Source organism: Cellulophaga omnivescoria, from assembly GCF_001999725.1.
GTDB lineage: Bacteria > Bacteroidota > Bacteroidia > Flavobacteriales > Flavobacteriaceae > Cellulophaga > Cellulophaga omnivescoria.
In genome coordinates, this window is sequence record NZ_MDDP01000008.1 from 32,593 (window position 1) to 58,905 (window position 26,313).

The following is a 26,313-nucleotide window of genomic DNA, read 5'->3' on the forward strand; positions in this document are numbered from 1 at the left end:
GTGAGAGGTTTTGTTTTATCCCTTTTTCTTTATTGTAATTTTTGTATTATTTTCATTTACTTTATAATTTATATTGTTTGTAATTTGAATTGTTTCTAAAATTTCAATAATTGATTCATTTCTACTAAGAACTCCTGTAAACTTTATATTCTTTATATCTTCGTCAGTAATTAAAATTTCTATATTATACCATCGAGATAACACTTTAACAATCTCAGATAGTGTTCTATTTGTAAAGCTAAATTTCCCTTCTACCCATGAAACTTCATCAGCTGCATCTACTCGATATACTTCGAAACCATTGACCCCTAAAATGAGTTTAGACTGTTCTCCTGGAAGCAATATAGCCGTATGACTACCATTATTCATCGCAATACTTCCCTCTACTAAAGTTGTCAAAATTTCAGTTTCGTTTTTATAAGCTTTGATATTAAATTCAGTACCCAATACTTCTACTAATTGCTGTTCATTCTTTACTCTAAATTTTGATCCATTATGTTGAGTACTAGGAGAGACATCGAAGTAAGCTTCTCCATATACTAATTCAACTTGTCTGTTCTCACCTTCTTTAAAACTGACTGGGTATTTAAGTTGGGATTCAGAATTCAACCAAACTTTTGTTCCATCCGTTAATTTCAGAACAAACTTTCCTCCTCTTGGTACAGTAATATAGTTATACTTTAAAAGTTCCGCTTCACTATAATTATTAACATTAGTAGTGTACACTAATTGTCCTTTAGAACTAACGGCATTTTTATTTTTAAAAGATTCCTTTTCATCCAATTCAATTTCTCTCCCATCTTCCAAGGTTAATATTGCCTTGTCCTTACCAGGTCTTATTACTGAATTTATTTGATTTCTGTTTTGATTGCTAGAATCTGAAGTGTAGGATATTAAGAAACCTAACGTAAGGAATAGAATTAATGAAGCTGCCAAAGCATATTTATAAACCATTGAAGCTTTCAACCTCTTACTCTTTTTAATTTCCACTTTTAAATTATGTAAAATTTGACCAGTATCAGGCTTTGAAACGATAAGAAGAATTTTATAATGCAATTTCACAAAATTCTCAAATACCTTAGCATTACCCTCTACGGCAACCCATGTGCTGAGTGCATCCAATTCTGATGGAGATACTTCACCATTTAGATATTTTATAATTAATTCTTCTATGTCTTTATTTTCCATTTAAATTCTAATCACTTAATACTAAGACAAACACAAAACTCAACACCCTCACTTTTTATATTTTTTTTCTACATTTACCCAAAAACTAACACAAAAAAACTCAAAACCTTCCCTTTATGAACTTTAAAGATGATAGAATCTTGATAAAAGAATTGCAAAAAGGAAATGAAAATGCCTATGTATTTTTAGTGCACCAATATGATAAAAAACTTTTTTCGTATGCTCTTTCACTCTGTAAAAATCAAGCCTCTGCTCAGGATTTATTGCAAAACGTTTTTTTAAAAATCTGGAAAAAAAGAAAAAGCTTGAATGTCAATTTTTCCGTAAAAAGTTATTTATATAGATCCGTATATAACGAATTCCTAAATGAATGTAATCGGGAGAAAAGTAAATCTTTAATCGAAAAAGAATACCATTCCTCACTTCAAAAAACAGTAGAAGATTCTTCTTGTGAAGATGGAGAACATTTAAAAGCATTAATCCTCAAAGAAATAGATAAATTACCACAAAAATGTAAGGAAATTTTTAAATTGAGTAAAGTTGAAGGCCTAACGAATAAAGAAATTTCAGATTTCACAGGAATTTCCATAAAAACTGTTGAAGGACAAATAACCAAGGCATATAAAAAACTACGAAAAAGTCTTTATAATAATGTCAAGCCATTCCTGATTATCATCTTAAAAATAAAAAAATACAAATCACTTATTACATTAAGAAATAGATAGTTCTAACATTAGTTATATATACTTTTAATAACTTGATGTAGTTCTGTTGCAAATCAATTATTGTATTAAAAAATACAATTAAAATTAAATAGAGTAAATTATAAATTATTTGATATGAAAATATTATTAAGAAAAATAGGGTGATACTATTGTTAGTTATAACATATTTAACTCATATAAATTATAAGTAATATTTATATACGAAGTTAAAAATTAGTCTCATATACATTTTTACGTCTTTCCAAATTTTTTTTAACACATCCTATTCTAGATGTTACTATATGAAGTATCCTCAACTAATTTCGGGATACTCATTTAATTCGCGTTACTCAACAGACTACACACGATCTCAAAATCTTATACGCTTTTGCCATATGACCTTCAACAGTCTTAACAGAGATATTCATATGCGAGGCTACCTCTTTATATTTCATACCTTCCAACTTACTTGCTACAAAAACATCTTTACATTTAGGAGGTAATACTCCTAAACAATTATATAGTTGTTTATAGGTAATTTCATATGATTCTGTTTCAATAATCTCAGGAACCTCTTCTAAATGGCGAATTGAATTAATTAGATTCAAACGGTTATTAAGGCGGTGAAAATCGACTAGTTTATTATAAGCCATTTTATGCAAATAGTTCTTTACAGAATGTTCAATCTTAATTTGCTCTTTTTTAAACCAAATTTGTTCGAATGTATCATGAATAACATCTTCAATCACTATTTTATTTGTTGAGAAAGATAAAAGATAACCAAATAAATCGTCATAATAAGTTTTGTATAATTCGTTAAAAATCAATTCATTATTAATTGTAAAAGTTTTCATTATATAGTATATTAAAGCTCAGTCAAATAAAAACATGCTTTTACCCGACAACTTGTGTTTAAATAAAATTTAGGAATATAGAAAGGACAAACCTAAACATCTAAAAAGTTTTGATTTCAAATAATCAATCTCTTTTTCAATCTTCGGTTCTCATAAGAAATAGGACAATTATTGTTTTATGACTTCATTCTTTTATAAATTATAAAGCCAAATACGAGCACTAAGACAACACCGAAATGTATTATATAATCGTTAAAAAAAGAAGAATTTTCCTCTTCAACTTGCAGAGATGGCTGTATTTCATACCATTCAATTACCTCATTAGGTAGCATAGCTCCTTCTCCGCTTTCTATTTTTTTAGCAGGTAATAGTTTTATGAATTTTATACTGTCTTGGCGCGCTATTGAATCCTGAATAGTCATAGGAAATTCTTTATTAGATAAAAATAAAGAAACTATATAGTCTCCATATAATTATTACTATTGTTTATTTGTTTTTAATTGATTTTTTAATCCCTCTAAGAAACTTCCTGTTTCTTTTAAAACATCTCTTTTTAAGTTCTTTTTATCCTTCTTATCAACTTTATCCTTAAGAACATAATACGTTTTAATAGTCACAAAACATTCTAAATCATTTGCTCTATTGACTTCAAAATAGTAGAAGTAACTCGAAAATAAGGAATTTGGATTCAAAACTTTAAAACCAATTTTCTTAAATCTTGGAGAAATCACCACGACTTCTTCTTTTCTTTTTGAACCATTTGCAAAAAAAACTTCACGTACAGTTCCTATACCCTTTCCTTCTATTTTTGCATTTAAAACAATTGACGAACCAAATTCTTCTACATTAGAAAAAACAAGTAAATATTTCCACACAGTATCCACTGGAGCCTCAATCATTACTCGTTTTTCTACACTTGGGGGAATAGCTTTTGCCGCTTTCATCTGCCCGTAACCATAAAAACTGGTTAGTACAAACCCAAATATAAAACTAACACTTTTAATTGTATTCATAGTTAAAAATCAATTTTTTAAAAGCTTTCTGATCTTTGTATAAAAATCAGAAAGCTATATTTAAATAGTTATCTCTTCTTAAAATCCTCCTCCGTTCATTTTCATCATAGGGATTGTGTGTATCTTTGTTCCCGCTGCTTCAGCTTCTTTATCTGCCTTTTGGGCTGCTAATTGAGCAAGTTCTGCTTCAGTCTTATTTCCTAACTTAGCTAAAACATTACTTTTCGCAGTTAATATCGCTGCTTTGTGTTCGATTTTCGTTTCCTTATTTTCTGCTATCTGTATCCACTTTAAAGCTTTAGCCCATGCAACATCACTTTCATAGGTGTTTACGATGGTATTTACATAATTAACTATATCGGCAGTATCTGATGTTAAATTAAATTTAACCACATAGTCGATAGTTTCTATATATTGACTCTTATCCTCCAATCTTTTGAATTTATTTATTAGTAATTTACCAAGTAATCCTGGAGCATCTTTATACTCAGAACTTTGTAAAAAATCAATTAGGGCGGCTTCTTTTTCTGTTTCAAAAGGCTTTTTTCCATACCAGTAGGTCCATGTTTGAATTTTATCTGCTATAATTTTATAAAGCATATCATCCACCTCTTTATTTCCGTTAGTCTCTTTAAGTTTATCAGCATTATTCACCAAATACTGAAACTCTTTTGAATTTGGATCTTTCATAAAATGCTTTAAAACTTTCCAATTATCCTTTTCTAATAATTCCTTATTAGTCAATGAACTAATATAGTCTAAAGCTACTGAGCGCTCTAAATCTTTATGATATCCTAATCTCAAGGATACTAGATAGTCATAAATAAAAACCCCATTTCTCTCTCCATTATCATATCTCCGCTGCAGATTGATAGCCACTTTATCGTCCTGTAAAGCCATTTTAGAATATTCTAAAAATTCTTCAACATCATAAGCTCCTACAACTCGATGAATAATCGTTCCCGATTCATCAAAGTATAGTAATGTTGGAAATGCTTCAATTTGCCAATCTGTTTTAAGTTTTATGCCCTCTCCCTTTTCCATATCCATTTTTAAATTGATAAAATTATCATTGAAAAATTTAGCTACATCTTTATTTGTAAAGACATCCCTATCCATTATTTTACATGGACCGCACCAGGTCGTATAAGCATCTACGAAAATAGGCTTATTTGCTTTTTCAGCCATCTTTAATGCTTTCTTCCATTTGACTCCTTTGAGGAATTTTATATTATACTCTTGTGCTTCTAATTGATAGCTAATCATAATAGCGAAGATAAACACAACTAATTTTGACATTATTCTCATATTATATTAATTTTTATTGTTTTCTAAATTGTTTTCTAATTGTATCCTGGGTTTTGGATAAGTACATTATCTGACAAATCAATTTCTCTTTGTGGTATAGGAAATATTTTTTCATCTTCTGTTAAATTTATATTTCTCAGGGGTCTTTCTGTCCTAATAAAGTCAAATCGAGCTCTGCCCTCAAAAGCAGATTCTACATATCTTTCAAAATATAATGCTGTTAATAAACTTTCCTTGGTTGGAAAATCAGCTTCAACAAATAAATTTAAATTGCTTCGTTCTCTAATCTGATTTAGTAATTCGATAGCTTCCATATTTACTCCATACAGTTGAGTTAATGCCTCTGCCTTATTAAGCAATACCTCTGCGAATCGAATTATTTGAACATCATCCCTTTGATCAGAATTGTTATACTTGAAAGTTGTTTGCTCATAAATTGTAGCCGGATTTGTATTGTTTGGGTTGCCTTCATAAATCAACTCTAATCTTCTTTTATCATTAGGATCCATAGCTTCTATGAAGTCAGACGATACGTAAATGTTTTTGATATAATAAGGAATGTTGTGTGCTCCAAATTGAAAATTACCACCGTTTGAGCTTACAGGAAACCCGAATATCACTTCATCATTAAAGTTAGAAACGATACCATCTGGGTTATTTGGAAACAATTCTCGCAACTCCTTTTCTAATGAGTACTCCTGATTATTTTCGACAATAGTAGCCACCTCAACACAGGTTTCATAATCTCTTTTATAGAGTAAAACTCTAGAGAGAAGTGCTCGTGCAGTTGCCTTAGTTGCTCTAACTCTAGTTTTATTTCTATCAGCATATGTTTCAGGCAAATCAACTATAGCTTCCTTTAAATCTGTTTCAATTTGAGTATAAACTTCAGAATTTGTATTTCTCGGAATTAAATCTGAAGGATTGTACCCATCATAAGGTTTCAATTGTAAAGGTACACAGAGTCCCTCGAAATTAGCTGTTAATCCACCGTGTCCAAAATAACATAATAACATAAGATAGGAATATGCTCTATTGAACTTTGCCTCAGCAATATGTTGCAACTCTAGAGTTTCGTCATATGTACCAAAAACAGGCACCTTATCAATAAACACATTAGCGACATTAATCGTTTCATAATATTTTGTCCAAATATTTTCCACTTCTGAATCTGTGGAAACCAAATTTCCATTAAAATAATTAGAGTAGAACGAATTAGAAATTAAGCCCACATAAGGCAAAGATGCATCAGCAATAACGTGTGTATTCCCTGTACTGGCTAAAAAGAGTTTATGATAAACATCAGACAAAGCTGCCTCTGCATTTTCCGCTGTTGAAAAAACTTCTCTCTCAATTAAAATGTCTGTTGGCGCTAGGTCTAAACGATCGTCACATGACCATACACTAATTATTAAGGTGAAGAGTAGTAGTTGAATATGTATATTTTTCATAGTATAAAATTTTAGAATCCAATATTTACCCCTAGACTATATGATTTTGACTGAGGCATCGTTAGTTCATCATAACCACTTAATAAAGCTGATGAACCAAATGCACTAACTTCTGGATCAAGACCTGAATAATTTGTAAATGTTAACAAATTATTTCCTTGGATAAATATTGACAAATCATTTAAATGTAAATCGTTTAATATCTCTTGGGGGAGGCTATAAGAAACCTTTATGTTTTTTAAACGGATATATGATGCATCCTCTAAAAACCTATCAGAATCTCTTCCCGCCGTATAATCTACTGCTCCACTACCAAAACCATTAGAAACAATTGAAGAGTTATTCAGTTTTGGAATAGTTGTACGATGTCCAGTAATAAGCCAATAGTCTAATATGTCTTTGCTTAAATTATGGGCTTTATCTGTAGTATAAGTATAAAGAAGTGCTTTTGTACCATTGTACAATTGATTCCCCGATGAAAATGTAAAGAACGCATCCAACTTCCAATTTTTATATGAAAAACTGTTTGTTAATCCTCCATAAAAATCAGGTAATGCATCTCCCATTGGTTTTCTATATTGAGATGGGTTCTCTAATGTCTGAGGAGGTGTTGTACTTTGAGAACCGTCGGGGTAATTCCATACTGGATTACCTGTTAATGCATCTACCCCATCCCAATCATAGAGAAAAAATTGTCCAGCTGATTTACCCTCTGCAAAATATTTGTAACCCAATTCTGCTCCAGTGACATCATTGCCTTCAAAATTTAACTTCAGTATTTTATTGGTATTTCTCGAAATATTGAAACTAGTTATCCACTTAAAATTATGGGTCCGTATATTTTCTGTATTTAGTTGAACTTCCCAGCCTTTATTTTCCATATCTCCAATATTCTGTTGCTGTAAAGCGTATCCTTGATACCAAGGAACTGCAGAAGCATATAATAAATTGTTTATCTTTTTATGATAATAATCAACGGTTACACTAAACCTTTCATCAAAAAGATCAATATCGACGCCAAGATCTAAAGTCTTTGTGCGTTCCCATTCTAGATTTGGATTATTTGGTTGTTCTACCTGTAAGATTTCCGAACCGTAATAATTCAATGGTAGAGAACCTCCTGCTCTTAACAACTTATAGCGACCTTGGTTTCCGTAATAACCACTAGACCCATCAATACCAGAAAAACCTATACTCCCCCTAAACTTTAGTTCATTAACCCAGTCTAATTTCTTTATAAACTTTTCTTCCGAGGCCCTCCACCCTAATGAAAAGGAAGGAAACCCAATGTATCTATTATTTTTATTAAATCTGGAAGAGCCATCTATTCGATAAGTGATGCCCCCTAAATATTTATGATTATACTGATAATTAAATCTTGCAAAAGCAGAAAAAAGCGCCCATTCTCGAACTATTGGATCTACAATTTGAACTATACCAGCTTGATGAATATCTAAAATATCATCATTTGCAAACTCTCGGCCGTTCACTGCCAGAGATTTCTCTCTAGATGTTTCAAAACTCTGACCTAAAGTACTATTAATAGAATGAACTGTATTAAAAACTTTGACAATTGTAGCTGTGTTATTAATTACGAACTTTTCATTCTTTAAGTCTCTTTCAGTTGCATTTCCTCCAACAATGTCTGGTCTACTAATGATTCTGCTATAAGCGTCAGAATTGTAATGATCTATACCGACCTCTGATTTTAAAGTCAACCAGCCTATAGGCTTATATTCCATATAAGCATTACCAATAATTCGATTATCCTTTACATAGTTTAAATCCTTATACGCTTGGGCTATAGGGTTATCAATGGTACCAAAACTATTGGGATCCAGTCCAAAATAATAATCTTCATTTTCTGAATATATATGAACATTGGGCGCTTTTAATATGGCATTTCTATAAATACTAGGAGCATTTAATGCATCATTATCTGAAAAACTAAAAGTTCCATTTAAACCAATTTTTAATTTATCAGAGAAATCATAATCGATATTCAATCTGGTATTAAATTTTTCATAATCCTGATTGACGATATAGGAATTTTGTTTTAAGTGAGATGAACTAAAATAATAGCTAAGTTTTTTTCCTTTCTTATCAACTGAAAGATTCGTACTACTGGTTATTCCGGTACGTAAAACATTATCCAACCAATTGGTTTCGTTACCGTTCACAGGAAAAGCATTTTGATTCTCACTATTCAAGAACTCATTGTATACCTTAGAATACTCTTTAGCATTTAAAAGTTCTGGTTTATTTATTGGGTCACTAAAAGTTGTACTTGTACTAAGGCTCACTCTTGTTTTTTTGGATTTCGCTTTTTTAGTAGTAATTAGAATAACACCAGTTGCTCCTCGTGATCCATAAATAGCTGTAGCATATGCATCTTTTAAAACTTCTATGGATTCAATGTCATTTAAATTGAGCATTGATAATGGATTTCTCTCAAATTCAGATTTATGCTCCAACGGACTAGCTACTGATGTTCCTCCAAAACCAGAAAAAGGTACGGATCCTCTTTCAAAGTCTGTTGTATTATTACTTCTATTAGAGCCATAAATTGGTACCCCATCTATAACAATCAATGGATTATTACTATTTGAGTTTAATGAACTAATTCCTCTAATGGTTATCGAGGTAGCACTTCCTGGACTCCCTGAGCTAGACATAACTTGAACTCCAGAAATTTTTCCTGTCAGTGCGTTGTCAAAACTTACTGCAGTTTGGTCTATTTTATCACCTTTTAATGTGCCTATTGCTCCTGTAAGATCCCTTTTCTCTTGAATACCATACCCAATTACAGTAACTAATTTTAATGCTTCGACATTTGTTTCCAAATAGATTATTATATTTTTGGTATCCTTTATAGTATATTCTTTTGTAGAAAACCCCATAGACGAAATCACTAAGACATCTCCTTGATTTGCATAAATTTTAAATAGCCCATCAAAATTAGATGCAACACCCTTATTTGATCCTTTTATAAGTATAGTTGCTCCGGAAATAGGCAAATTATCATCTTCTGAAATAATCTTACCCTCTATTTCAATTGTTTTTACTGAAACTGTTTTTTTAATATCCTGAGCATAAGACATTAAATTCCAGAACAGCAAAATACCAAGTACTATTATATTTTTAATATTCATTCTATATTCTTTAGTAGATAAATAAAGGGTATTTACGGTATTGTACTCGATAGGCAAACAAAATGTGTTCCTTCGATAATCAATAACTCCCTTTATTTATTAGAAGTTATTTAGTTAAGTTTGTTAAGCTTTCCAGACCACACATCTGTTAAGGTTGTATATTGAGCCTTTCCATCAATAATTGAGGTGGTTTGTCCACCTATTATTAATATATTACCTTGATGATCTACTACAATATTAGCATTACATCTTGCCGTGAAACTATCTGGTAGTTGTTGAAATGTTTTTGCCTTTTCCCATGTAACACCAGTATCTTCAGATACTAATATTTCAGAAGTACAAGTGCCATCTGAAGTAGCACCACCAAACATCCATAATTTATTATCATAGGTAACGATACTCGCTTTAAATCGCGGAGAAAAAGCATCCTCAGATACAAGAGTCCAATTCACTCCATCGTCTGAAGACCAAACATCACTTAAAGGCACACCATTCAAATCTAACCCTCCTAATATATACATTCTACCATCAACTGTAAAAGATGCTGAATGTGTTCTTCTTGGCATATCAACGGTATATATCCCAGTTGTATCAAAGGTTACATCATCCAATGATTTTAGTGTTACAGAAGAAATTGCTGCTGCCGGAACATATACTGCGTCTGGCTTGTAACCATTCAAGGTCCCAAACACTGCTGTATTTCCCCCTATACTATAAATTATATTTTCGACAATGAACGAGGAGGTATTAATTGAAGCTATGGAAGAAGGTCCCCATGTTCCTGGAATTGCTAAAGCCTCCTCTATTTTATTCCAAGAGGTTCCATCTGATGTTGTATACAAATCAAATGTCAGTGCTTTTTGGTAATATGCCGGTATCCCCAATCCATAAGGGTCTTTCAGTTCTGCAAAGCCAACCACATAAGCAATTCCATTCCTAACTACAATATTATGATTTGACCCTATAGGAAAATCTCCTATTGGTGTTTCTTCTGTCCAATTTTCACCTCCAACAGAACTATACAATTTAGACTCACCAAATTTTCCTTCTTTACCAGTAATTAAAAAATGTTTCCCATTGAGCTTAAAGTATTCTTGTGATTCATAATCTACATCGAAAGCATTTGGACTCAATTGGTTCCATTGTACTTCATCAGGATTTACTAGAGAAACATTAGCCTTTACGGTATAAGTCCTTTTCGAAACACCATCTTTAGCTGTTAGGGTGTAGGTGATTTCGTTTGAAAAATCATTTGCAGTAACTCCACTTATTTGTTCTACCCCATCAACAGTTACGGTAGTTCCCTTAATAGCAACAAAGGTTGCTGTTAAACTACTCACATCAAATTGATAAGGGAGTATATCGGTATTCTCAATGATATAAGTACTATTATCAATTCCAAATGAATAACCTTTTATACTTTCATTTGAAAAGCCAAATTGAATAAAACCCGTTAAATCATCTTGAAAAATATCATCATCTTCAGTACATCCACTTAATATCAAAATACTAAATAAAAATAGTAGGTTGATATACTTTAATTTTTGTTTTGCTATCATAATTAACAAAATTGAATTGGTTAATAAATTAGTTGGTTACAAAAACATAACATTATGTTATTGTTTTGTTGATAGCAAACTTAAAAGAAGTGTTTAAAAATAAAATAGGGATAATTCCTCATTTTAAGATTTATTTAAATTAAAGTCCTAAGTTCTACTATATTTGTTAACGAATTAATAACGTATGAGGCATTTTAAATTCATTAACATAATTATTTTAGGGATAGTTTTATTCTCTGAGGGATGTTTTAGTCAAAAGCCAAAGGATTCAATTCATTATTCTCAATTGATAACCGAACTCAATTATAAATACTACCAAAACATACATAAAAACCCGATTAAAAGTTTGGAATATGCCCGAAAGGCATATGAATTCAGGAGTAAAATAGAATCAGAATTAATTCAGTTTAAAATAAAACTCAATTTTGCAACGGCCCTTTTTATAAACGAAAAATATATAGAAGCATTAGACGTTTTGAACAAAATAGAAGATAACAAATTACCTTTAAAAAGTAAAGCCTTACTATTTACATTGAAAGGTCTCATTGAAAATGACTTAAATCAATTTACTGAAGCTGAATATCATTATAAATTAGCTTTAAATTTATATAAGAAACTCAAAGACAAAGACAATCAATTTGCCATCTTAAATAACTTAGGTATTCTATATAACAACATAGGAGAATACAAACGATCATCTGAGTTATATTTAGATTGTTATGAATTAATTCCTCACTTAACCACAAAAATTGATCTGTATAAGTATTATATGAATACTGGTATAGTCAGCTTTAATTTAAATGATAATAAAAAGGCAGAAGAGCTGTTTAGTCGAGCCTTAGATGAAGCTAAAAAAAACGGTGATTCATTACGAATTTTTAAAACCCAAGATAAATTAGCAGAGGTAAATCAACTCTTAAAAAAGCTAAACATAGCCTTAGAATATCATAAAAGAGCTTTAGATGGGTATCAAAGATTATGCTTAAAAAAAGAACAAAGTAAAACCTTGCTAAAGATTGGTAAAATTTATACCCTAAAGAAAAATCAAGATAGTAGTCTTTACTATTACAAATCTTCAAAAAAAATAGCATTAGAATTCTCTTATAAACAGGAAGAATTAGAAGCTTCTCTTAGTTTGGGGCAATATTTTCAAAAAAATCAAAAATTTAAGGAGGCTCGTACAGCTTATATTGGTATACTCAAAAATGATAGTTCAATAGTTAATAATAAAATTCTAAAAAATACTTACTTTAATTTGTCTCAAATTGAAAAACAAAGCAATAATAGATCGAAAGCATTTCAATATTTAGAAGAGTATTTTAAATATGATAAAATCTTGAGAAATCAACATTTTGTGTCTTTAAATGAACAAAAAGAAGTTCAACAAAAGCTACTAAAAAAAGAATATGAATTAGAAAAATTACATTCTATAAATAATATTACAGCCCTACAGTTAAAAAACAAAAGTCAACAGTTAAAGTCACTAGTGATTTCCAGTATATTAGTTTTATGTATTACCATTTTGCTTCTAACTTTATATTTACAAAAGAGACGAGCAGAGACGCGTCTTGCTATCCAACATAAAAAATTGATAAATTCTAATAAAGAGATTAAAGAAAATAGGAGTGAATTAATTCGAATTAACCAAATAAAAGATCAGTTGCTATCAATAGTTGCCCACGATGTAAAAAGTCCAATTACCAATCTTAAAAATCTACTTTTTATCTTAAGAAATAATTTTGATAGTTTAAGTAACAAAGAGATCAAAAGTAACTTAAGTATTATTGAATCTAATTCAAACAATTTACTTCATAATTTGAACAATATCCTAAATTGGATTATTACTCAAACATCGGGTACTCATATCAAACTAAGTACATTTTCCCTTAATAAGCTTATAAAATCTAACTTAAAGCTTATTGAAAGTACCATTTATGTCAAAGATTTAATTATCCATTTTCATCCGGATAAAAGCAATAACAAAATAAAAAGCGATAAAAACATTGTAGATCTTGCCCTTCGAAATTTACTATCGAATGCTGTGAAATTTTCTCATAAAAATGAAAAAATAATCATTGAAATCAAGCGTATTTCAGAACATCTAATCGAAATTCATGTTACCGATTTTGGCATAGGTCTTCACAAAGATGCTGAAAATATTTGGCTTAAAAAGTTAGAAAATATCCCAAATTCAAAAGGAACAAATAATGAAAAAGGGTATGGAATAGGACTATCCTTATGTCAAAAAATGCTATCCAAAGTAAACTCTAGAATTTTATACAAAAAAAACGAACCAGTAGGTTCTATTTTTATCATACAACTAACCAATTTCTAATATTATGAATGAAATAAAAGTGCTTATTGCAGATGATCATTATATCGTTAGGTTAGGCTTAAAAACTTTAATTAATTCCTATGGTAGATATAAGGTTCTGATCGATACCTCGAATGGTAAAGAGGTTTTGAATTATTTATCTTTAATAGATCTATTTATATTAGATCTTGAAATGCCCATAATAAACGGAGTTGAAGTTTTAGAAATTATTAAAAGGAAATATCCCGAAAAAAAGGTTATCCTTTTAACCAATTGTATGCATATCCCCACATTAATTAAAGCTAAAAAATTAAAACCTAATGGTTTCCTATTTAAAGATGGTATGCATGAGGAAATTAAAACCTGTATGGATCAAGTTTTAAAAGGTAACTTTTATCAAGGTAAAAGTTGTCTTCATTTTTTTTCCCTACATCAGGAAGAGATTAAAACATTAGAAAACTTAATTGAAAACTTACAAACCTTAACAAAAAGCGAATTAAAAGTCTTAGTTAAAATTTCCGAAAATCTATCAACTTCAGAGATTGCAGAATTGCTTTATAACAGTCCAAAAACAATTGACAACCATCGCACTAATATTGCTAAAAAATTAGACATTACGGGTTATAATAATTTACAGGCTATGGCTATAACTAACAAAATATTAATTTCATCATTATGTAAAAACTCTTAAATTAGTTCGCTTTTTAAATTACGTACAACCACTTTTCAATCTTTTTATTGTTAAACGATATTAAAAAAGAACACATCAAAAATATGATGCGTTCTTTTTATTTGTTTTTTATTCCGCTGGAAATATCTCTTTTAATTTTTCTTGTAAAGCCTCGCCTCTTAGGTTCAATGCCATTACTTTTCCTTCCTTATCAAGTAATACCATGTACGGAATTCCTGAGAAAACATAATCTTTCATAATTTTTTTTGAATCTTTAGCTATCAAAAGTGTTCCTTCCAAATTATCTTCTTTAACTGCCTTTCGCCATTCCTTTTCTTTTTTATCAATCGAAACGCTAACGACTTCAAAACCTTTATCTCTGTATAATCTATATTGTTTTTGCACATTAGGTGATTCTATTCTACAAGGCCCGCACCATGAAGCCCAAAAGTCAATCAATACATATTTTCCTTTAAAAGAGCTTAAAGAAATTAAATTCCCATCTAAATCTGGAAAGGTAAAATCAGGAGCAACAGCACCGATACTCGTTTTTGAAACATTTTCAATCTTCTCAAATAAATCTGATTTTGCATTTAGAATGTATGAATCATTTGGAAATTTCGCTGCTAATAAATCATATTGCTCAACCATATAATCCTTATGATTCTTCCAAGACAACCCTTCTAAAGCTTTAATAACTGTAGGATACTTGCTATACATTTTAATTATGTTTTTAATATCCCTCTCGTGGTATTTTGACATTACATCCCATTCATTTAACACATCACTTTTCCATTCCTCAGAGTCCGATAAAGAGGCCCTATACTGTTGTCTTCCAACAGCAATCATATATTGATAATTTTGATAACTCGACCAATGAACAGCATTTAAAACATTATTTTTTTCTCCTCCATTTATATGTACATGTGGAGGGTTTTTAATTTTAACTTTTGCCGTATCAATACCTCTAAAGTCAATAGTTAAATCTTCATCATCTGCATAAAATTCAACTCGTTGTTGTTTATAAACATCTAAAGTGTAATACCCAGGATTTTCAGTTAGCATCTCAAAAGAGTAATTGTTCAAAGAATCTAATTCAATTTTCATAAACAGTTCAAACTCATTATCTTCATTTCTCTTGTTCAATGTAATACCAAATCTATCTTGACTATCAGCAAATTCGATATGTCCATTTACCCTTATTTTAGCCAGTTCTGAATCATTTATGGACTCCTGACATGCTATCAAGCTAAAAAAAATCAATGCTACCCCAACTAGTTTTTTCATATATTAATTATATTGTTGTTACTAAAATTTGAAGTAAAAGTATTACCTATATTTCATTCATATCTAGGGAACATTCCTCATATATTACGTAAACTATTACCATAAAAGTGAATTCATATAAAATGAAAACCTCCCAACAAAGAGGTTTTTGTTGAGAGGAAATCATAATTTTAATCCAAATAAACTAGTACACCTTAAGAGGTCATCAAAACTTAAATTTTATCCCTTGAGCTAGTGGCATTTCTGTCGAATAATTAATAGTGCATGTTTGCCTTCGCATATATGCTTTCCATGCATCAGATCCACTCTCTCTTCCCCCTCCAGTTTCTTTTTCTCCACCAAAAGCTCCTCCTATTTCTGCACCTGAGGTACCAATATTTACATTCGCTATGCCACAATCAGATCCCTTCTGTGATAAGAATAATTCAGACTCTCTCAAATTTAGCGTAAATATAGAGGATGAAAGTCCTTGTGGTACATTGTTTTGAATTTGGATCGCCTCATTGAAATCATCATACCCTATTACAAATAGGATAGGCGCAAAGGTTTCCTTAGTTACGATAGACATCGTTTTATTTGCTCTAATTAGTGTTGGTTTTACGTAGCAACCTGAACCATAATCTTCCCCTTCAATTTTCGAACCTCCAAAAATTAGCTCTCCCCCTTCTCTTAGCGCTGTATCTATAGTTTTCTCATACAATGAAACTGCCTCATGATCTATTAAGGGCCCCATATGACTATTTTCACTTAAGGGATTACCGATGCGCAACTGAGCATACGCATTCTCTAATTTTACGACTAAATCCGGAAGAATCTCGTTATGAACAATCAATCTTCTTGTTGACGTGCAACGTTGTCCTGCTGTCCCCACTGCTCCGAAAACAATTGCAGGAATGGCTTGATTCAAATCTGCTTGCTGGGTAACAATAATTGCATTATTTCCTCCTAATTCTAAAATTGATTTTCCAAGACGGCCAGCTACTTTCTGAGCCACACTCTTCCCCATTTGGGTGGAACCAGTTGCGGAAACAAGATTTATGTTATGGTCAGAAGCAATTAACTTGCCAATGAGTGCGTCACCAATAATCACATTCGAGATGCCCTCTGGCAATCCATTCTTTTTTAGAACTCTTTTAAAGATTTCTTGACAAGCTATCGCTGAAAAAGGTGTTTTTTCAGAAGGTTTCCATATACAAACATTCCCACAAACCCAAGAAATTGCCGCATTCCAAGCCCAAACAGCTACAGGAAAATTAAATGCTGAAATAATACCGACTACTCCAAGAGAATGCCATTGTTCAAACATTCTATGATTGGGCCTTTCTGAATGCATCTGCAATCCATACAACTGTCTAGATAAGCCCACAGCAAAATCGCATATATCAATCATTTCTTGTACCTCTCCCAATCCCTCTTGCAAACTCTTGCCCATTTCATAACTTACTAATTTCCCTAGTTCGTTTTTATCGTTACGTAATTCGTCTCCAAATTGCCTCACAATATCTCCTCTTTCAGGAGCTGTTAACGAACTCCAATACGGAAATGCTTCTTTTGCTTTTATAACAACTTTGTTATAATCATCCTCCGTTGACAATTTGACGCTTCCAAGTATCGCCCCATCAACAGGAGAAACTATATCCTTGCTAGCACCCGATGCTTTCCAACTATAACATCCTGTAGATACAGAATAATTCTCTTCATTATTACTTAAATAATCGACCATTTTTTACTTTTATTTTTTGATATATGTACTTTCAAATATTTTATCTGCATTCGCAGATTCAAAACCTTCTCTTCGACTTATCTTTTCTGAATTTCCAGATGAAGGTAAAGGTAAACGTTCCGCAAACTCAACATAACTACCAGGAATCATCACTTTATCTGTATCAGAAAACTTTGCTAAAACCAACTCTGCCATTGTACTACTTTGTTTTAACAATCCATCTTTACTTACTTTTATTTTACCTCCTGAAGAATTAAGTGTGATACCTAGTGATTCAATAAATTCATTAAATTTCTCGATACTTTTATAAGCACCTTTCAGATTATGTATACTAATGGTATAATGATTCAGGTAATATCGGTTATAAATGGTCCATGCCGCATATTCACTTTCATTTAAAAGCGTATTATACTCTTTTAATGTAGGTAAGTTCCACAAGGGTTCAACAAAAAACTTATTTACAGCCGCTACATCATTCAAATCAATTGTATCAATAGGATCTGAAATCACTGAAGAGGTGTATTTATAGATAACCTCCTTGGCAACATCTGAAAGTTCTGAAACTCTCAATTCACTTAGAAATACTCTTGGAAACTCCGGTTTGGGAGGAGCATACCAGTAGGCATTTAATTTTTTTCCTTCAAAAGAGTAATAATCTCTTTTTGTGTACCCATAATGCAGAAAAATTTTTTCCAAGGAAGCTATTCCTAGGTTAGGAACTCCAAGGGTTCTAAATGCAATATGATCATTAATAATTTCATCTTCATTGGCTATGATTTTATGCTCAACCATAGCCTTAGTTATTTTCTCTACATTAGGCACCTCTTTTTTATAAGTGTCCAATAAAGCCTTATAGATTTTTGCTAGCTTCTTATATTTCTCTGTATTCATATTTATATATTTTAATTACACTCTTAAAATTATACTTATTTTTGATTTGTTCCAATTCATATTAAATATCAAATGATAAGTAAATCAAATCAATTAGAATTAAGGCAAGTCCAATATTTCATTATGTTATCCACAACTTTACATTACCGTAAAGCTGCCGAAAAATTGCATATATCCCAATCTGCACTAAGTCAGCAAATAAAAATTCTGGAAACAACCTTGGGAGCTAAATTATTTGAAAGAACCAACAGAAAAGTAACTTTAAGCTATGAAGGTTCTGTATTCTTACAAGAAGCTAACTTAATCGTTGAACAAGTTGACAGATCATTAGAAAACTGGCAAATGAAAAAAGAAGGTAAAAAAGGGCAACTAAAAATTGGTTTCGTTGGTTCTGCTATGCAGAAATACTTACCAAAGGTCTTAAAAAAGTTTAGTTCCGATCAACCATTAATAATGCTTAATCTTCAAGAAAAAACCAACAAAGAACAACTTGAAAGTTTACTTTCAAATAAAATAGATATCGGTTTTATAAGATCAAATAGCATACCTTCAATTATGGGTATCAAACTTGTTTATGAAGAAAATTTCTCCCTTGTATTACCTCAAAATCATCCCTTGAATGAAGTTAGCTTTACCTCCATTAAACAGCTGTCAAAAGAAAGCTTTATACTATTTCCAAATGATTTTAGCCCTATGTTCTTTCAACAGATTCTAAATTTATGCTTAGAAGCGGGTTTTAGTCCTAATATACAGCATCAATCCATTCATGCACCTACAATATTTAAATTGGTAGAAAATGAAATGGGAATCTCAATTATTCCTAACAGTTTAAGGGATGACAAAAACTACAATGTTAAATACATTGAATTAGTCAAAACACCCCAAAAAACAAGATTGTATGCAGTATGGCTTGCCCACAACAAGTCCAAAGTATTACATTATTTTTTAAATCATATATAAGCACCCGACAATCATTAATTGCCAGGTGCTCTTTATTATATTCATTTAATCAATAGCTGTATTTGCCTGTATTTCTGATAAAGGTACAGGGAAATAACTGTGTTGAGTAGCATTAAACCCACTTCTACCGGCTTCATTCATCGCTGAATCTAACATTCCCCATCTTCGTAGATCAAAAAAGCGTACCGACTCAAGACTTAGTTCCATTGTTCTTTCATGTTGAATTTGTTCCCTTACAGCTGCTTGAGAACTAACTGAAATTGCAGGCATTAACCCATGTACATCTCTTATCTCATTGATTATTGGAATAGCTTCATCTGTTCGTCCTATTTCATTTAGTGCCTCTGCATACATAAGTAGTACATCTGCATATCTCATCAGCACCACATTTACACCTACATAGCTATTGTCTCTAACAAAGTTCGGCAACCACTTTCTAAAATATGCACTATTATCCTTAGCTTCAGGACTTCCATAAGTTTCCGTCATTAGAACATCCCAAGTACTTCCTTGCATTTCATTAGTACTTGGATTATTATAAAATGGATCTTTAAAGTACAATGAGCCATATAAACGATTATCATACAAACCATTGGTAGCAGTCATTCCTTCAGTTTTCATATCATCAACTAATCCAATGGAAGCTTCTAAACCTCCCCAACCGCCAATAGACCAATCCCCTATAAAGGCATGTAGTCTCGTTGCGTTATAAGAAGTAGCATCACCCGTTTTAAATTGCAATTCAAAAACCGATTCTATATTATTTTCATTTTCTCCATTAAAATTACCTACAAAATCAGGAAACAAATCATAAACATTACTGTCTACTACTTTTTGAAGCGCATCTGCTGCATTTGCAAAGTCTGAAACTTCAGAAGAAGAATCATCACCAGCTTTATACAAATATGCTTTGCCTAAGTACGCATAAGCTGCTCCTTTAGTTGCCCGTCCAACATTCTGTCCGTTGTATGATGTACTCAATACTTCTCCCGCAGCTTTAAAGTCCTCCAAAATTATGTTCCAAGCCTCTGTTCTAGTTGCCAGGGGTTTATCTAACGTTTCTGCTGTAACGACATCTGTTCTAACAATTATCTGATCAAAAAGAGTCAATAATTTAAAATGGTAATAACCGCGTAAAAACGTTGCTTCTCCAATTATTCTCTTTTTGTCTTCACTTGATATTTGTTCTGGTGTCATTTCTCCGACTTTACTAATAACTTGATTCGCAAAATTCAGCCCTTTATAATTCGTACTCCACAACACATTTAAAAAAGTATGTCCGTTGGTATAATTAAAATTAAAAATAGACATCCAATGGCTATAATTTGATGCATCAGGACCAGGCAAAGCATAGTCGGACCTAAAATATTCAATTACAGGTCTACCTTCTTGCCATCCATCCCAAAAATTACTTCTTGCTTCTAATTCTGAGTATGCTGCCGTAAGACCTGATTCTGCATCCTCTAAATTTCGCCAATACGAAACGGAGGTCAATTGATCTGGGGAAGTTTGTTCTAAAAACTCCTCTTCATTACAAGAAGTAACGAGTGTCATTACAGCACATATTATACAAATTTTATATATCGTATTCATTTTTTCAGTTTTTAAGATTAAAATTCAAATTGTACACCCAAAATCAATGATTTATATTTTGGATATAATGTTCTATCAATACCCCTTGATAAAATCCCTTGGTTTTGTCCACTAACACTTGAACCAACTTCTGGGTCAAGGCCACTATAATTCGTAAACGTAAATAGATTTTGTCCTGTTATATACATTCTGAATCTATTCATTCCCATAGTTTGAATTAAATTCTCCGGTAATGAATATCCGATTTGAATTGTTTTTATTCTTAAATAATCACCATCTTCTAAAAATCTTGTAGAAGCACGATTATTTCTATTTGGGTCACCGAGAACGGCTCTTGGAACATCTGTATTAGTATTTGAAGGAGTCCAAGCATTTAATGCCTCTTGCCTGAAATTTCTTCCTGTATCTAAACTCAATAATGTAAAGTCATTTCCATTATATATTTTATTCCCTCCTACTCCTTGAAAAAATAAACTCATATCGAAACCTTTATAATCTGCACTAAGCGTAAAGCTATACTCAAATTTAGGAATGGCAGTACCTTGATACTTCTCGTCATCCGAATCTATAACACCATCTCCATTTTGATCGACAAATCGAATATCTCCAGGAGCAGCGTCCGGTTGAATTAAATTACCGTCAACATTGTGTGCTTCAACTTCACTCTGGTTTTGAAAAATTCCGTCTGCTACAGGTAAAAAATAAGCTCCTGGCTCATATCCTACTTTAGTTTGGTTTACGAAATGGTCGGAACCAAATAATAAACCGACACCATAAAGTGTTTGATCCTCATTACTTAACTTGGTTACTTCACTGTTAATTGTAGTGAAGGTTCCAAATAAAGAATAATGAAATTCTGAATCCTTGTTGGTATACCCTAGTTCTAGTTCTACACCACTATTTTTAAACTCTCCAACGTTTACTATTGGACTGTTTACTCCTGCTGATGGAGATACTACTTTAGTAATTAACAAATCCTCAGTAGTTCCGGTATAGTAGTTGATTGATCCTTTTATTTTATTTGAAAGAGCATTAAAATCCAATCCAAAATTAGAAGATGTATTGGTCTCCCATTGCAAATCATCATTTTGTAAATCTCGGGCTATTCCTCCTAAAAAAGATGTTTGTGGGCTTCCAAATACATATCCTCCATTATTTTGGCTTTTTCCCTGTGCAATTAAAGCAACATAATCATAGTACCCTAAAGCACTGTCATTACCAGCTTGTCCCCAACTATATCTTAGCTTTAAGAAATTGAAAAAGTTTTGGTTTTTCATGAAATTTTCCTCAGAGAGTTTCCATCCTAATGCAAACGAAGGAAATACCCCATACCTGTTATTCTCTCCGAATTTAGAACTACCGTCACGTCTAATACTACCTTGGAAAAGGTACCTATCATTATAGGAGTAATTTACCCTTCCAAATTGAGATGCCAAACTATATTCTGCATTAGTACCTTCCCCTGAGAAAGTACCGTCTGAGAAAGCATCAAGTGTTTTAAAGTTTGAATCCAGTATGTTAGCAGGTACTTTAATTTCTTGAATAGCCCCGTCTTCTATAGTACGTTCTATTTTATATCCTTCGCTTTGGATATAATTCCGCTTAAAAGGTTCTGAAATTCTCTGATATCCTGCTAAGAAATTAAAAGAATGTTTATCAAAATCAAGAGCATAATTTAATGTGTACTCTTGGTTGATCCTTTTAAGTTCACTGTTATACTCCGAAATAAAGGCAAATTCTCTGCCTTCTTCTTGAACACCCCTTACTTGAAACGGTTGATTAAAACTAAAACTGTATGTGCTTAAATCTGAATATGCCAAACTTGCTTTTGCCGTTAAACCTTTTGCTATTTCATAGCTTAAGTTTACATTACCCAAAAAATATTTTGTTTTTGTGTACTGTTCGATAAAATTGTTCTCTCCAACCGGGTTTCTATGATCTGGGATATCGCCATCTCTAAACCCATAACCACTTGGTTTAGTTTCATCATAAACAGGAATTAAAGGAGACATATAGTAGGTTTCTCTTAATGAAAATTTATAAGGTTCTCTATAGGTTTCGCTGTAATTCAGGTTTGTAGCTAACGTAAACTTACCTTCCGTTATAGACAAATTAGCATTCATACCTTTTTTAGTAAATTCTGACCCAATTAGCAATCCTTGTTCCTCTGCAAAATTTCCTCCAATACTATAATTTACGTTATCAGAAGCGCCACTAATACGAACATTCATTAAGCTTAATTGCCCCTCTTTATGAGTTTCGTCAATCCAATCTGTATTCACATTTGGGGGAGACTGTAAGTAAATTGGTAAATCGGCACCTGCATTCTCGTACATAGCTCTATGTACACTAAGATAACCATCAGCATCCAATAAGTCCATTTCATTTCTATTGGTATTTATACTAATGCTAGATCCAATCTCAATTCTAGGCTTACCTTTTTTTCCTTTTTTGGTCGTAATAATAATAACACCATTTGCTGCTCTAGTCCCATATATTGCTGCAGAAGCGGCATCCTTTAAAACCTCCATTGATTCAATAGTACTAGGATCCAAATAGTATGGATCAGCTTGAACCCCATCAATAATATATAAAGGTTGATTGTTTCCAAAACTACCAACTCCTCTAATCATAACATCTGCGGTAGCCCCAGGAGATCCAGAAGAAGAACTTACAGTCACACCAGAAACTCGTCCCTGTAAGGCATCCGTTGGAGAGGTCGTCACTACTTGGGATAACTCATCTCCCTTTACGGTACTAATTGCACCAGTAACATCACTCTTTTTCTGTGTACCATATCCAACGACTATTATTTCACTTAATCCTTCTGCATTTTCCTCTAAGACAACCTGTATATCTGTTCTATCTGCAACAGACACTTCTTTCGTTGAAAAACCAATATAGGAAATGATTAATGTAGCATTTGAGTTCTTTAAAGTTATGGTAAAATTCCCGTCAAAATCAGATTGTGTACCATTGATGGTGCCTTTTTCTAGAATATTAGCACCAGAAAGTGGGTAGTTATTCTGATCTAGAATTTTACCTTTTATAATTACCTCTTGAGCACTTTTTTTCAACTGTAATTTCGGACCAATCTGTTTTTCAACTATTATAGCCCCTTCTTTGGTAAATCTATATCCAAACTGCCCATTATTAAGGCATTTATCAAGTAAATCAGCTGCATTTATAACTCCTTTTGTAACCTTTATTTTTGATGCTTTTGTGAACCAATCGGATCTATAAATAAAAGAGTGTTCTGTTTGTTGTTTGATTAAGTCAAACACTTGTTCTACGGTTAATTCTGCAGTCACTTTTATAGTAACATTGTCATTTTGGGAGAATCCTGATTTAGGACTAAATCCAAATGCTGCTAAACAACATAAAAAAATAAAGGTTCTCATAATAATACGCAATAAACTTTTGGAATACCCAATAGGTACCCTAATCAATTTAGTTTTCATAAATTTGCAATTGTTAGTTAGTTATTTATAATTAATTAATCATCAAATCTTGGGGATGGAGCTTTAAATGTCCAAGTCTAAACTCCATTCCCTTTTTTACTTCACTTTTACTGTTTTTCCTATAGTTTCAAATTTTAATTCATTAGTACTCTCTATAATTGTTAATATATTGTCTATTGCTTGTTTTTTAGAAAAAACACCAGTAAACTTCACTTTTGTAAGCTCTGGATTAGCAAAAAAAACTTCTATGTCATACCATCTAGCCAAGGTTTCCATAATCTCTTCGAGGGGTAAATCTTTAAAACTAAATAGGCCATTTTTCCAAGAAATCTCATCAAAAACATCAACTTCTGATATTTGAATGGATGTTGATTTTAAATTTAGAACTGATTTTTGATTAGGCTTTAAAGACTTTTCTAGGTCTCCATAGTGCAATTGTACCTTACCCTCTATCAAGGTTGTTGCTATATACTCTTGATTAGCGTATGCTTTTATATTAAATTCAGTTCCTAAGACTTGAATATTCTGTCCTTTTGATATTACTCTAAATTCCTTTCCGTTATGTAATTCGCTTGAGGACACATCAAAATATGCCTCTCCGTATAGCAATTCTACTACACGTTCTGATTCCTTATCACTGAAAATTTTAGGAAACTTAAGTTTTGATTCAGAATTTAACCAAACTTTGGTTTTATCAGACAGTGTCAGAAAAAATTGACCTCCTCTTGGAATGGTTAGGATATTATACGCTGTTACCGCACCTCCCTTTTCACTATCTTTTTTATAAATAATTTCTGTTCCATTACTGGTTACATTTGAATCTGTATAATTTTTACCAGCGGTTAAGACAATAGTTGAACCATCATCTAAAGTTAAAGTTGGTTTATTTCTATCTATAACCTGCTCTTTTTCAGGGCTACCAACTATTTTATGGCCTTCTGCATTGTTCTGTTCTGCCAGTATTGCATATAAGGCTCCAAAAGTAAGAGCAAGAATTGCGGCATAAGGAAAAAAGCGTTTTAATTTAAACGTCTTGCTTAGTTTCGAATTAACAAGAACCCAACCTTTTTCAGAATCAATTTCAATAGGGCGATTTGTACTATTACGTAGAACGCTCTGATAATATTTTTGATGCTCAGGAGAAGAATTTAGCCAAGTATCAAATTCTATTTGCTCTTTATCTGAAAGAGTGCCATTTATATATTTTTGAATGAGTTTAAACTCCATTAGTCACAGTTATTTAGTACTATGACAATTAAAAACGAATTAGGGGTGACAAAAAATTATTAAATTTGTAAAAATAATAGCTCCAAATTATTAAATAGATAAAATCCAAATAAAAAACATCAATCTACTTAGTTTTATCCTAGCTCTTTTAAGTTGTGTTTTAACAGTATTGATTGAAATATCTAATTCCTCTGCAATTTCTTGATGTTTATAGTCATTAAAAAACTTCAACATCACAATCACTTTCATTTTAGCAGGCAACTTATCTAAAAGCTTTAAAATTGGTTTTTCTTGAAGCTCGGTATCTGAGAGTGTTGCATAATTTAAATCGTGATCAAACAGAGACTTAAGTTCTATTACCCCCTCATTATCTGTGATGTTTACTTTCTTTAGAAAGTTTAAGCATCTATTTTTTGTCATAGTAAAAAGATATCCCTTTACAGAAGAAGTAATTTTCAAATCTGCTGCATTTTCCCAAATGTAAATAAATATTTCCTGAACAAGATCTTGGCTATTGTTTTGATCATATAGATAGTTATATGCATAATTAACTAAAGCTTCATAATAACGATTAAAGAGAACTTCGAAGGCCATTTTATTCCCTCTTTGAATCTCTTTCATTATTAGATTAAAGTCTTCTTCAGTTCTCATTAAGCAATTTTAAACAATTAAAAATACCATATTTAATTAATAGTATTTTTACACAAATGTATTTTTTTTTTACTATAAATCAATAATTATTCATTTTTTGATTTTTTTTTGTAATTTGCACGATTCCAATTTTTCAAACAAAACAAGATTTTTTTTTAAAAAAAATACACTTCACTATCCGATTTTTCTAAAAAAATCAACAATTATATTCAATAGAATACTCGTATTTACATCTTATTTTTTTATCTATTACACTTAGAAAACTTTAAACATATTATATATTTGAATATATGTTAATAATTTTAAA

Annotated in this window: 19 protein-coding genes; 4 read left to right on the plus strand and 15 right to left on the minus strand. The window is 31.5% G+C overall.

The window, feature by feature from the left end; genetic code table 11:
• Window positions 1-15 precede the first annotated feature (15 nt).
• Window positions 16-1,188: a FecR family protein gene (locus BFJ87_RS04705; protein ID WP_077400670.1), complete on the minus strand. Its 1,173-nt coding sequence runs from the start codon at window positions 1,186-1,188 to the stop codon at window positions 16-18.
• 116 nt (window positions 1,189-1,304) lie between these two features.
• Here BFJ87_RS04705 and BFJ87_RS04710 point away from each other — a divergent pair, with 116 nt between their 5' ends.
• A complete protein-coding gene (locus BFJ87_RS04710) occupies window positions 1,305-1,913 on the plus strand; it encodes an RNA polymerase sigma factor (RefSeq protein ID WP_077400673.1) in 609 nt (202 codons plus the stop codon).
• 329 nt (window positions 1,914-2,242) lie between these two features.
• Here the strand turns inward: BFJ87_RS04710 and BFJ87_RS04715 are convergent, their stop codons facing one another.
• The 7 genes from BFJ87_RS04715 to BFJ87_RS04745 form a co-directional block, all read right to left on the minus strand.
• The gene (locus BFJ87_RS04715) at window positions 2,243-2,746 is read right to left on the minus strand and encodes an RNA polymerase sigma factor (protein ID WP_077400676.1); all 504 of its coding nucleotides are present in this window, start codon (window positions 2,744-2,746) and stop codon (window positions 2,243-2,245) included.
• Between the two features lie 176 nt (window positions 2,747-2,922).
• Window positions 2,923-3,168: a hypothetical protein gene (locus BFJ87_RS04720; protein ID WP_077400679.1), complete on the minus strand. Its 246-nt coding sequence runs from the start codon at window positions 3,166-3,168 to the stop codon at window positions 2,923-2,925.
• A gap of 57 nt (window positions 3,169-3,225) precedes the next feature.
• Window positions 3,226-3,759, minus strand: coding sequence for an SRPBCC family protein (locus tag BFJ87_RS04725; RefSeq protein WP_077400682.1), 534 nt, complete (start codon window positions 3,757-3,759; stop codon window positions 3,226-3,228).
• 78 nt (window positions 3,760-3,837) lie between these two features.
• Window positions 3,838-5,058 (minus strand): thioredoxin family protein, encoded by a 1,221-nt coding sequence (locus tag BFJ87_RS04730; protein ID WP_171974467.1) that lies wholly within the window; start codon window positions 5,056-5,058, stop codon window positions 3,838-3,840.
• A gap of 44 nt (window positions 5,059-5,102) precedes the next feature.
• Complete coding sequence (locus tag BFJ87_RS04735; RefSeq protein WP_077400687.1) at window positions 5,103-6,518, minus strand: RagB/SusD family nutrient uptake outer membrane protein; 1,416 nt, start codon at window positions 6,516-6,518, stop codon at window positions 5,103-5,105.
• 11 nt (window positions 6,519-6,529) lie between these two features.
• Window positions 6,530-9,670, minus strand: coding sequence for a SusC/RagA family TonB-linked outer membrane protein (locus tag BFJ87_RS04740; protein ID WP_077400691.1), 3,141 nt, complete (start codon window positions 9,668-9,670; stop codon window positions 6,530-6,532).
• A 110-nt stretch (window positions 9,671-9,780) separates the two neighbouring features.
• A complete protein-coding gene (locus BFJ87_RS04745) occupies window positions 9,781-11,229 on the minus strand; it encodes a DUF6242 domain-containing protein (protein WP_077400694.1) in 1,449 nt (482 codons plus the stop codon).
• Window positions 11,230-11,413: 184 nt separating this feature from the next.
• On the opposite strand from BFJ87_RS04745, the gene BFJ87_RS04750 reads away from it, so the two are divergent.
• A complete protein-coding gene (locus BFJ87_RS04750; RefSeq protein ID WP_077400697.1) occupies window positions 11,414-13,564 on the plus strand; it encodes a tetratricopeptide repeat protein in 2,151 nt (716 codons plus the stop codon).
• Window positions 13,565-13,568: 4 nt separating this feature from the next.
• Window positions 13,569-14,234, plus strand: a complete 666-nt coding sequence (locus tag BFJ87_RS04755; RefSeq protein ID WP_077400700.1) for a response regulator — start codon at window positions 13,569-13,571, stop codon at window positions 14,232-14,234.
• 108 nt (window positions 14,235-14,342) lie between these two features.
• Here the strand turns inward: BFJ87_RS04755 and BFJ87_RS04760 are convergent, their stop codons facing one another.
• The 3 genes from BFJ87_RS04760 to BFJ87_RS04770 all read right to left on the minus strand — a co-directional run bounded on the left by BFJ87_RS04760 (window position 14,343) and on the right by BFJ87_RS04770 (window position 18,114).
• On the minus strand, window positions 14,343-15,500 hold the full coding sequence (locus BFJ87_RS04760) for a peroxiredoxin family protein (protein ID WP_077400703.1): 1,158 nt from the start codon (window positions 15,498-15,500) through the stop codon (window positions 14,343-14,345).
• Between the two features lie 205 nt (window positions 15,501-15,705).
• Window positions 15,706-17,223 carry an L-piperidine-6-carboxylate dehydrogenase gene (gene amaB / locus BFJ87_RS04765; protein ID WP_077400706.1) on the minus strand — a complete coding sequence of 506 codons (1,518 nt, stop codon included), beginning with the start codon at window positions 17,221-17,223 and terminating at the stop codon, window positions 15,706-15,708.
• Between the two features lie 9 nt (window positions 17,224-17,232).
• Entirely contained in the window at window positions 17,233-18,114 is an 882-nt protein-coding gene (locus tag BFJ87_RS04770) for a DUF1338 domain-containing protein (RefSeq protein WP_077400709.1), read from the minus strand.
• Between the two features lie 72 nt (window positions 18,115-18,186).
• On the opposite strand from BFJ87_RS04770, the gene BFJ87_RS04775 reads away from it, so the two are divergent.
• Window positions 18,187-19,074, plus strand: coding sequence for a LysR family transcriptional regulator (locus BFJ87_RS04775; protein WP_077400712.1), 888 nt, complete (start codon window positions 18,187-18,189; stop codon window positions 19,072-19,074).
• A gap of 45 nt (window positions 19,075-19,119) precedes the next feature.
• Here BFJ87_RS04775 and BFJ87_RS04780 read toward each other — a convergent pair whose 3' ends face one another.
• The 4 genes from BFJ87_RS04780 to BFJ87_RS04795 all read right to left on the minus strand — a co-directional run bounded on the left by BFJ87_RS04780 (window position 19,120) and on the right by BFJ87_RS04795 (window position 26,006).
• A complete protein-coding gene (locus BFJ87_RS04780) occupies window positions 19,120-20,568 on the minus strand; it encodes a RagB/SusD family nutrient uptake outer membrane protein (RefSeq protein WP_245799589.1) in 1,449 nt (482 codons plus the stop codon).
• Between the two features lie 116 nt (window positions 20,569-20,684).
• Window positions 20,685-24,128, minus strand: a complete 3,444-nt coding sequence (locus tag BFJ87_RS04785) for a SusC/RagA family TonB-linked outer membrane protein (RefSeq protein WP_077400718.1) — start codon at window positions 24,126-24,128, stop codon at window positions 20,685-20,687.
• Between the two features lie 96 nt (window positions 24,129-24,224).
• Window positions 24,225-25,355: a FecR family protein gene (locus BFJ87_RS04790; protein ID WP_077400721.1), complete on the minus strand. Its 1,131-nt coding sequence runs from the start codon at window positions 25,353-25,355 to the stop codon at window positions 24,225-24,227.
• A gap of 90 nt (window positions 25,356-25,445) precedes the next feature.
• Window positions 25,446-26,006, minus strand: a complete 561-nt coding sequence (locus BFJ87_RS04795) for an RNA polymerase sigma factor (RefSeq protein WP_077400724.1) — start codon at window positions 26,004-26,006, stop codon at window positions 25,446-25,448.
• Between the last annotated feature and the right edge of the window lie 307 nt (window positions 26,007-26,313).

Coding starts and splice junctions, on each gene's coding strand:
- amaB (WP_077400706.1), bottom strand. CDS start 17,223: ATGGTCGATTATTTAAGTAATAATGAAGAGAATTATTCTGTATCTACA.
- BFJ87_RS04760 (WP_077400703.1), bottom strand. CDS start 15,500: ATGAAAAAACTAGTTGGGGTAGCATTGATTTTTTTTAGCTTGATAGCA.
- BFJ87_RS04725 (WP_077400682.1), bottom strand. CDS start 3,759: ATGAATACAATTAAAAGTGTTAGTTTTATATTTGGGTTTGTACTAACC.
- BFJ87_RS04775 (WP_077400712.1), top strand. CDS start 18,187: ATGATAAGTAAATCAAATCAATTAGAATTAAGGCAAGTCCAATATTTC.
- BFJ87_RS04750 (WP_077400697.1), top strand. CDS start 11,414: ATGAGGCATTTTAAATTCATTAACATAATTATTTTAGGGATAGTTTTA.
- BFJ87_RS04740 (WP_077400691.1), bottom strand. CDS start 9,670: ATGAATATTAAAAATATAATAGTACTTGGTATTTTGCTGTTCTGGAAT.
- BFJ87_RS04785 (WP_077400718.1), bottom strand. CDS start 24,128: ATGAAAACTAAATTGATTAGGGTACCTATTGGGTATTCCAAAAGTTTA.
- BFJ87_RS04745 (WP_077400694.1), bottom strand. CDS start 11,229: ATGATAGCAAAACAAAAATTAAAGTATATCAACCTACTATTTTTATTT.
- BFJ87_RS04735 (WP_077400687.1), bottom strand. CDS start 6,518: ATGAAAAATATACATATTCAACTACTACTCTTCACCTTAATAATTAGT.
- BFJ87_RS04730 (WP_171974467.1), bottom strand. CDS start 5,058: ATGTCAAAATTAGTTGTGTTTATCTTCGCTATTATGATTAGCTATCAA.
- BFJ87_RS04705 (WP_077400670.1), bottom strand. CDS start 1,188: ATGGAAAATAAAGACATAGAAGAATTAATTATAAAATATCTAAATGGT.
- BFJ87_RS04720 (WP_077400679.1), bottom strand. CDS start 3,168: ATGACTATTCAGGATTCAATAGCGCGCCAAGACAGTATAAAATTCATA.
- BFJ87_RS04755 (WP_077400700.1), top strand. CDS start 13,569: ATGAATGAAATAAAAGTGCTTATTGCAGATGATCATTATATCGTTAGG.
- BFJ87_RS04770 (WP_077400709.1), bottom strand. CDS start 18,114: ATGAATACAGAGAAATATAAGAAGCTAGCAAAAATCTATAAGGCTTTA.
- BFJ87_RS04710 (WP_077400673.1), top strand. CDS start 1,305: ATGAACTTTAAAGATGATAGAATCTTGATAAAAGAATTGCAAAAAGGA.
- BFJ87_RS04790 (WP_077400721.1), bottom strand. CDS start 25,355: ATGGAGTTTAAACTCATTCAAAAATATATAAATGGCACTCTTTCAGAT.
- BFJ87_RS04795 (WP_077400724.1), bottom strand. CDS start 26,006: ATGAGAACTGAAGAAGACTTTAATCTAATAATGAAAGAGATTCAAAGA.
- BFJ87_RS04715 (WP_077400676.1), bottom strand. CDS start 2,746: ATGAAAACTTTTACAATTAATAATGAATTGATTTTTAACGAATTATAC.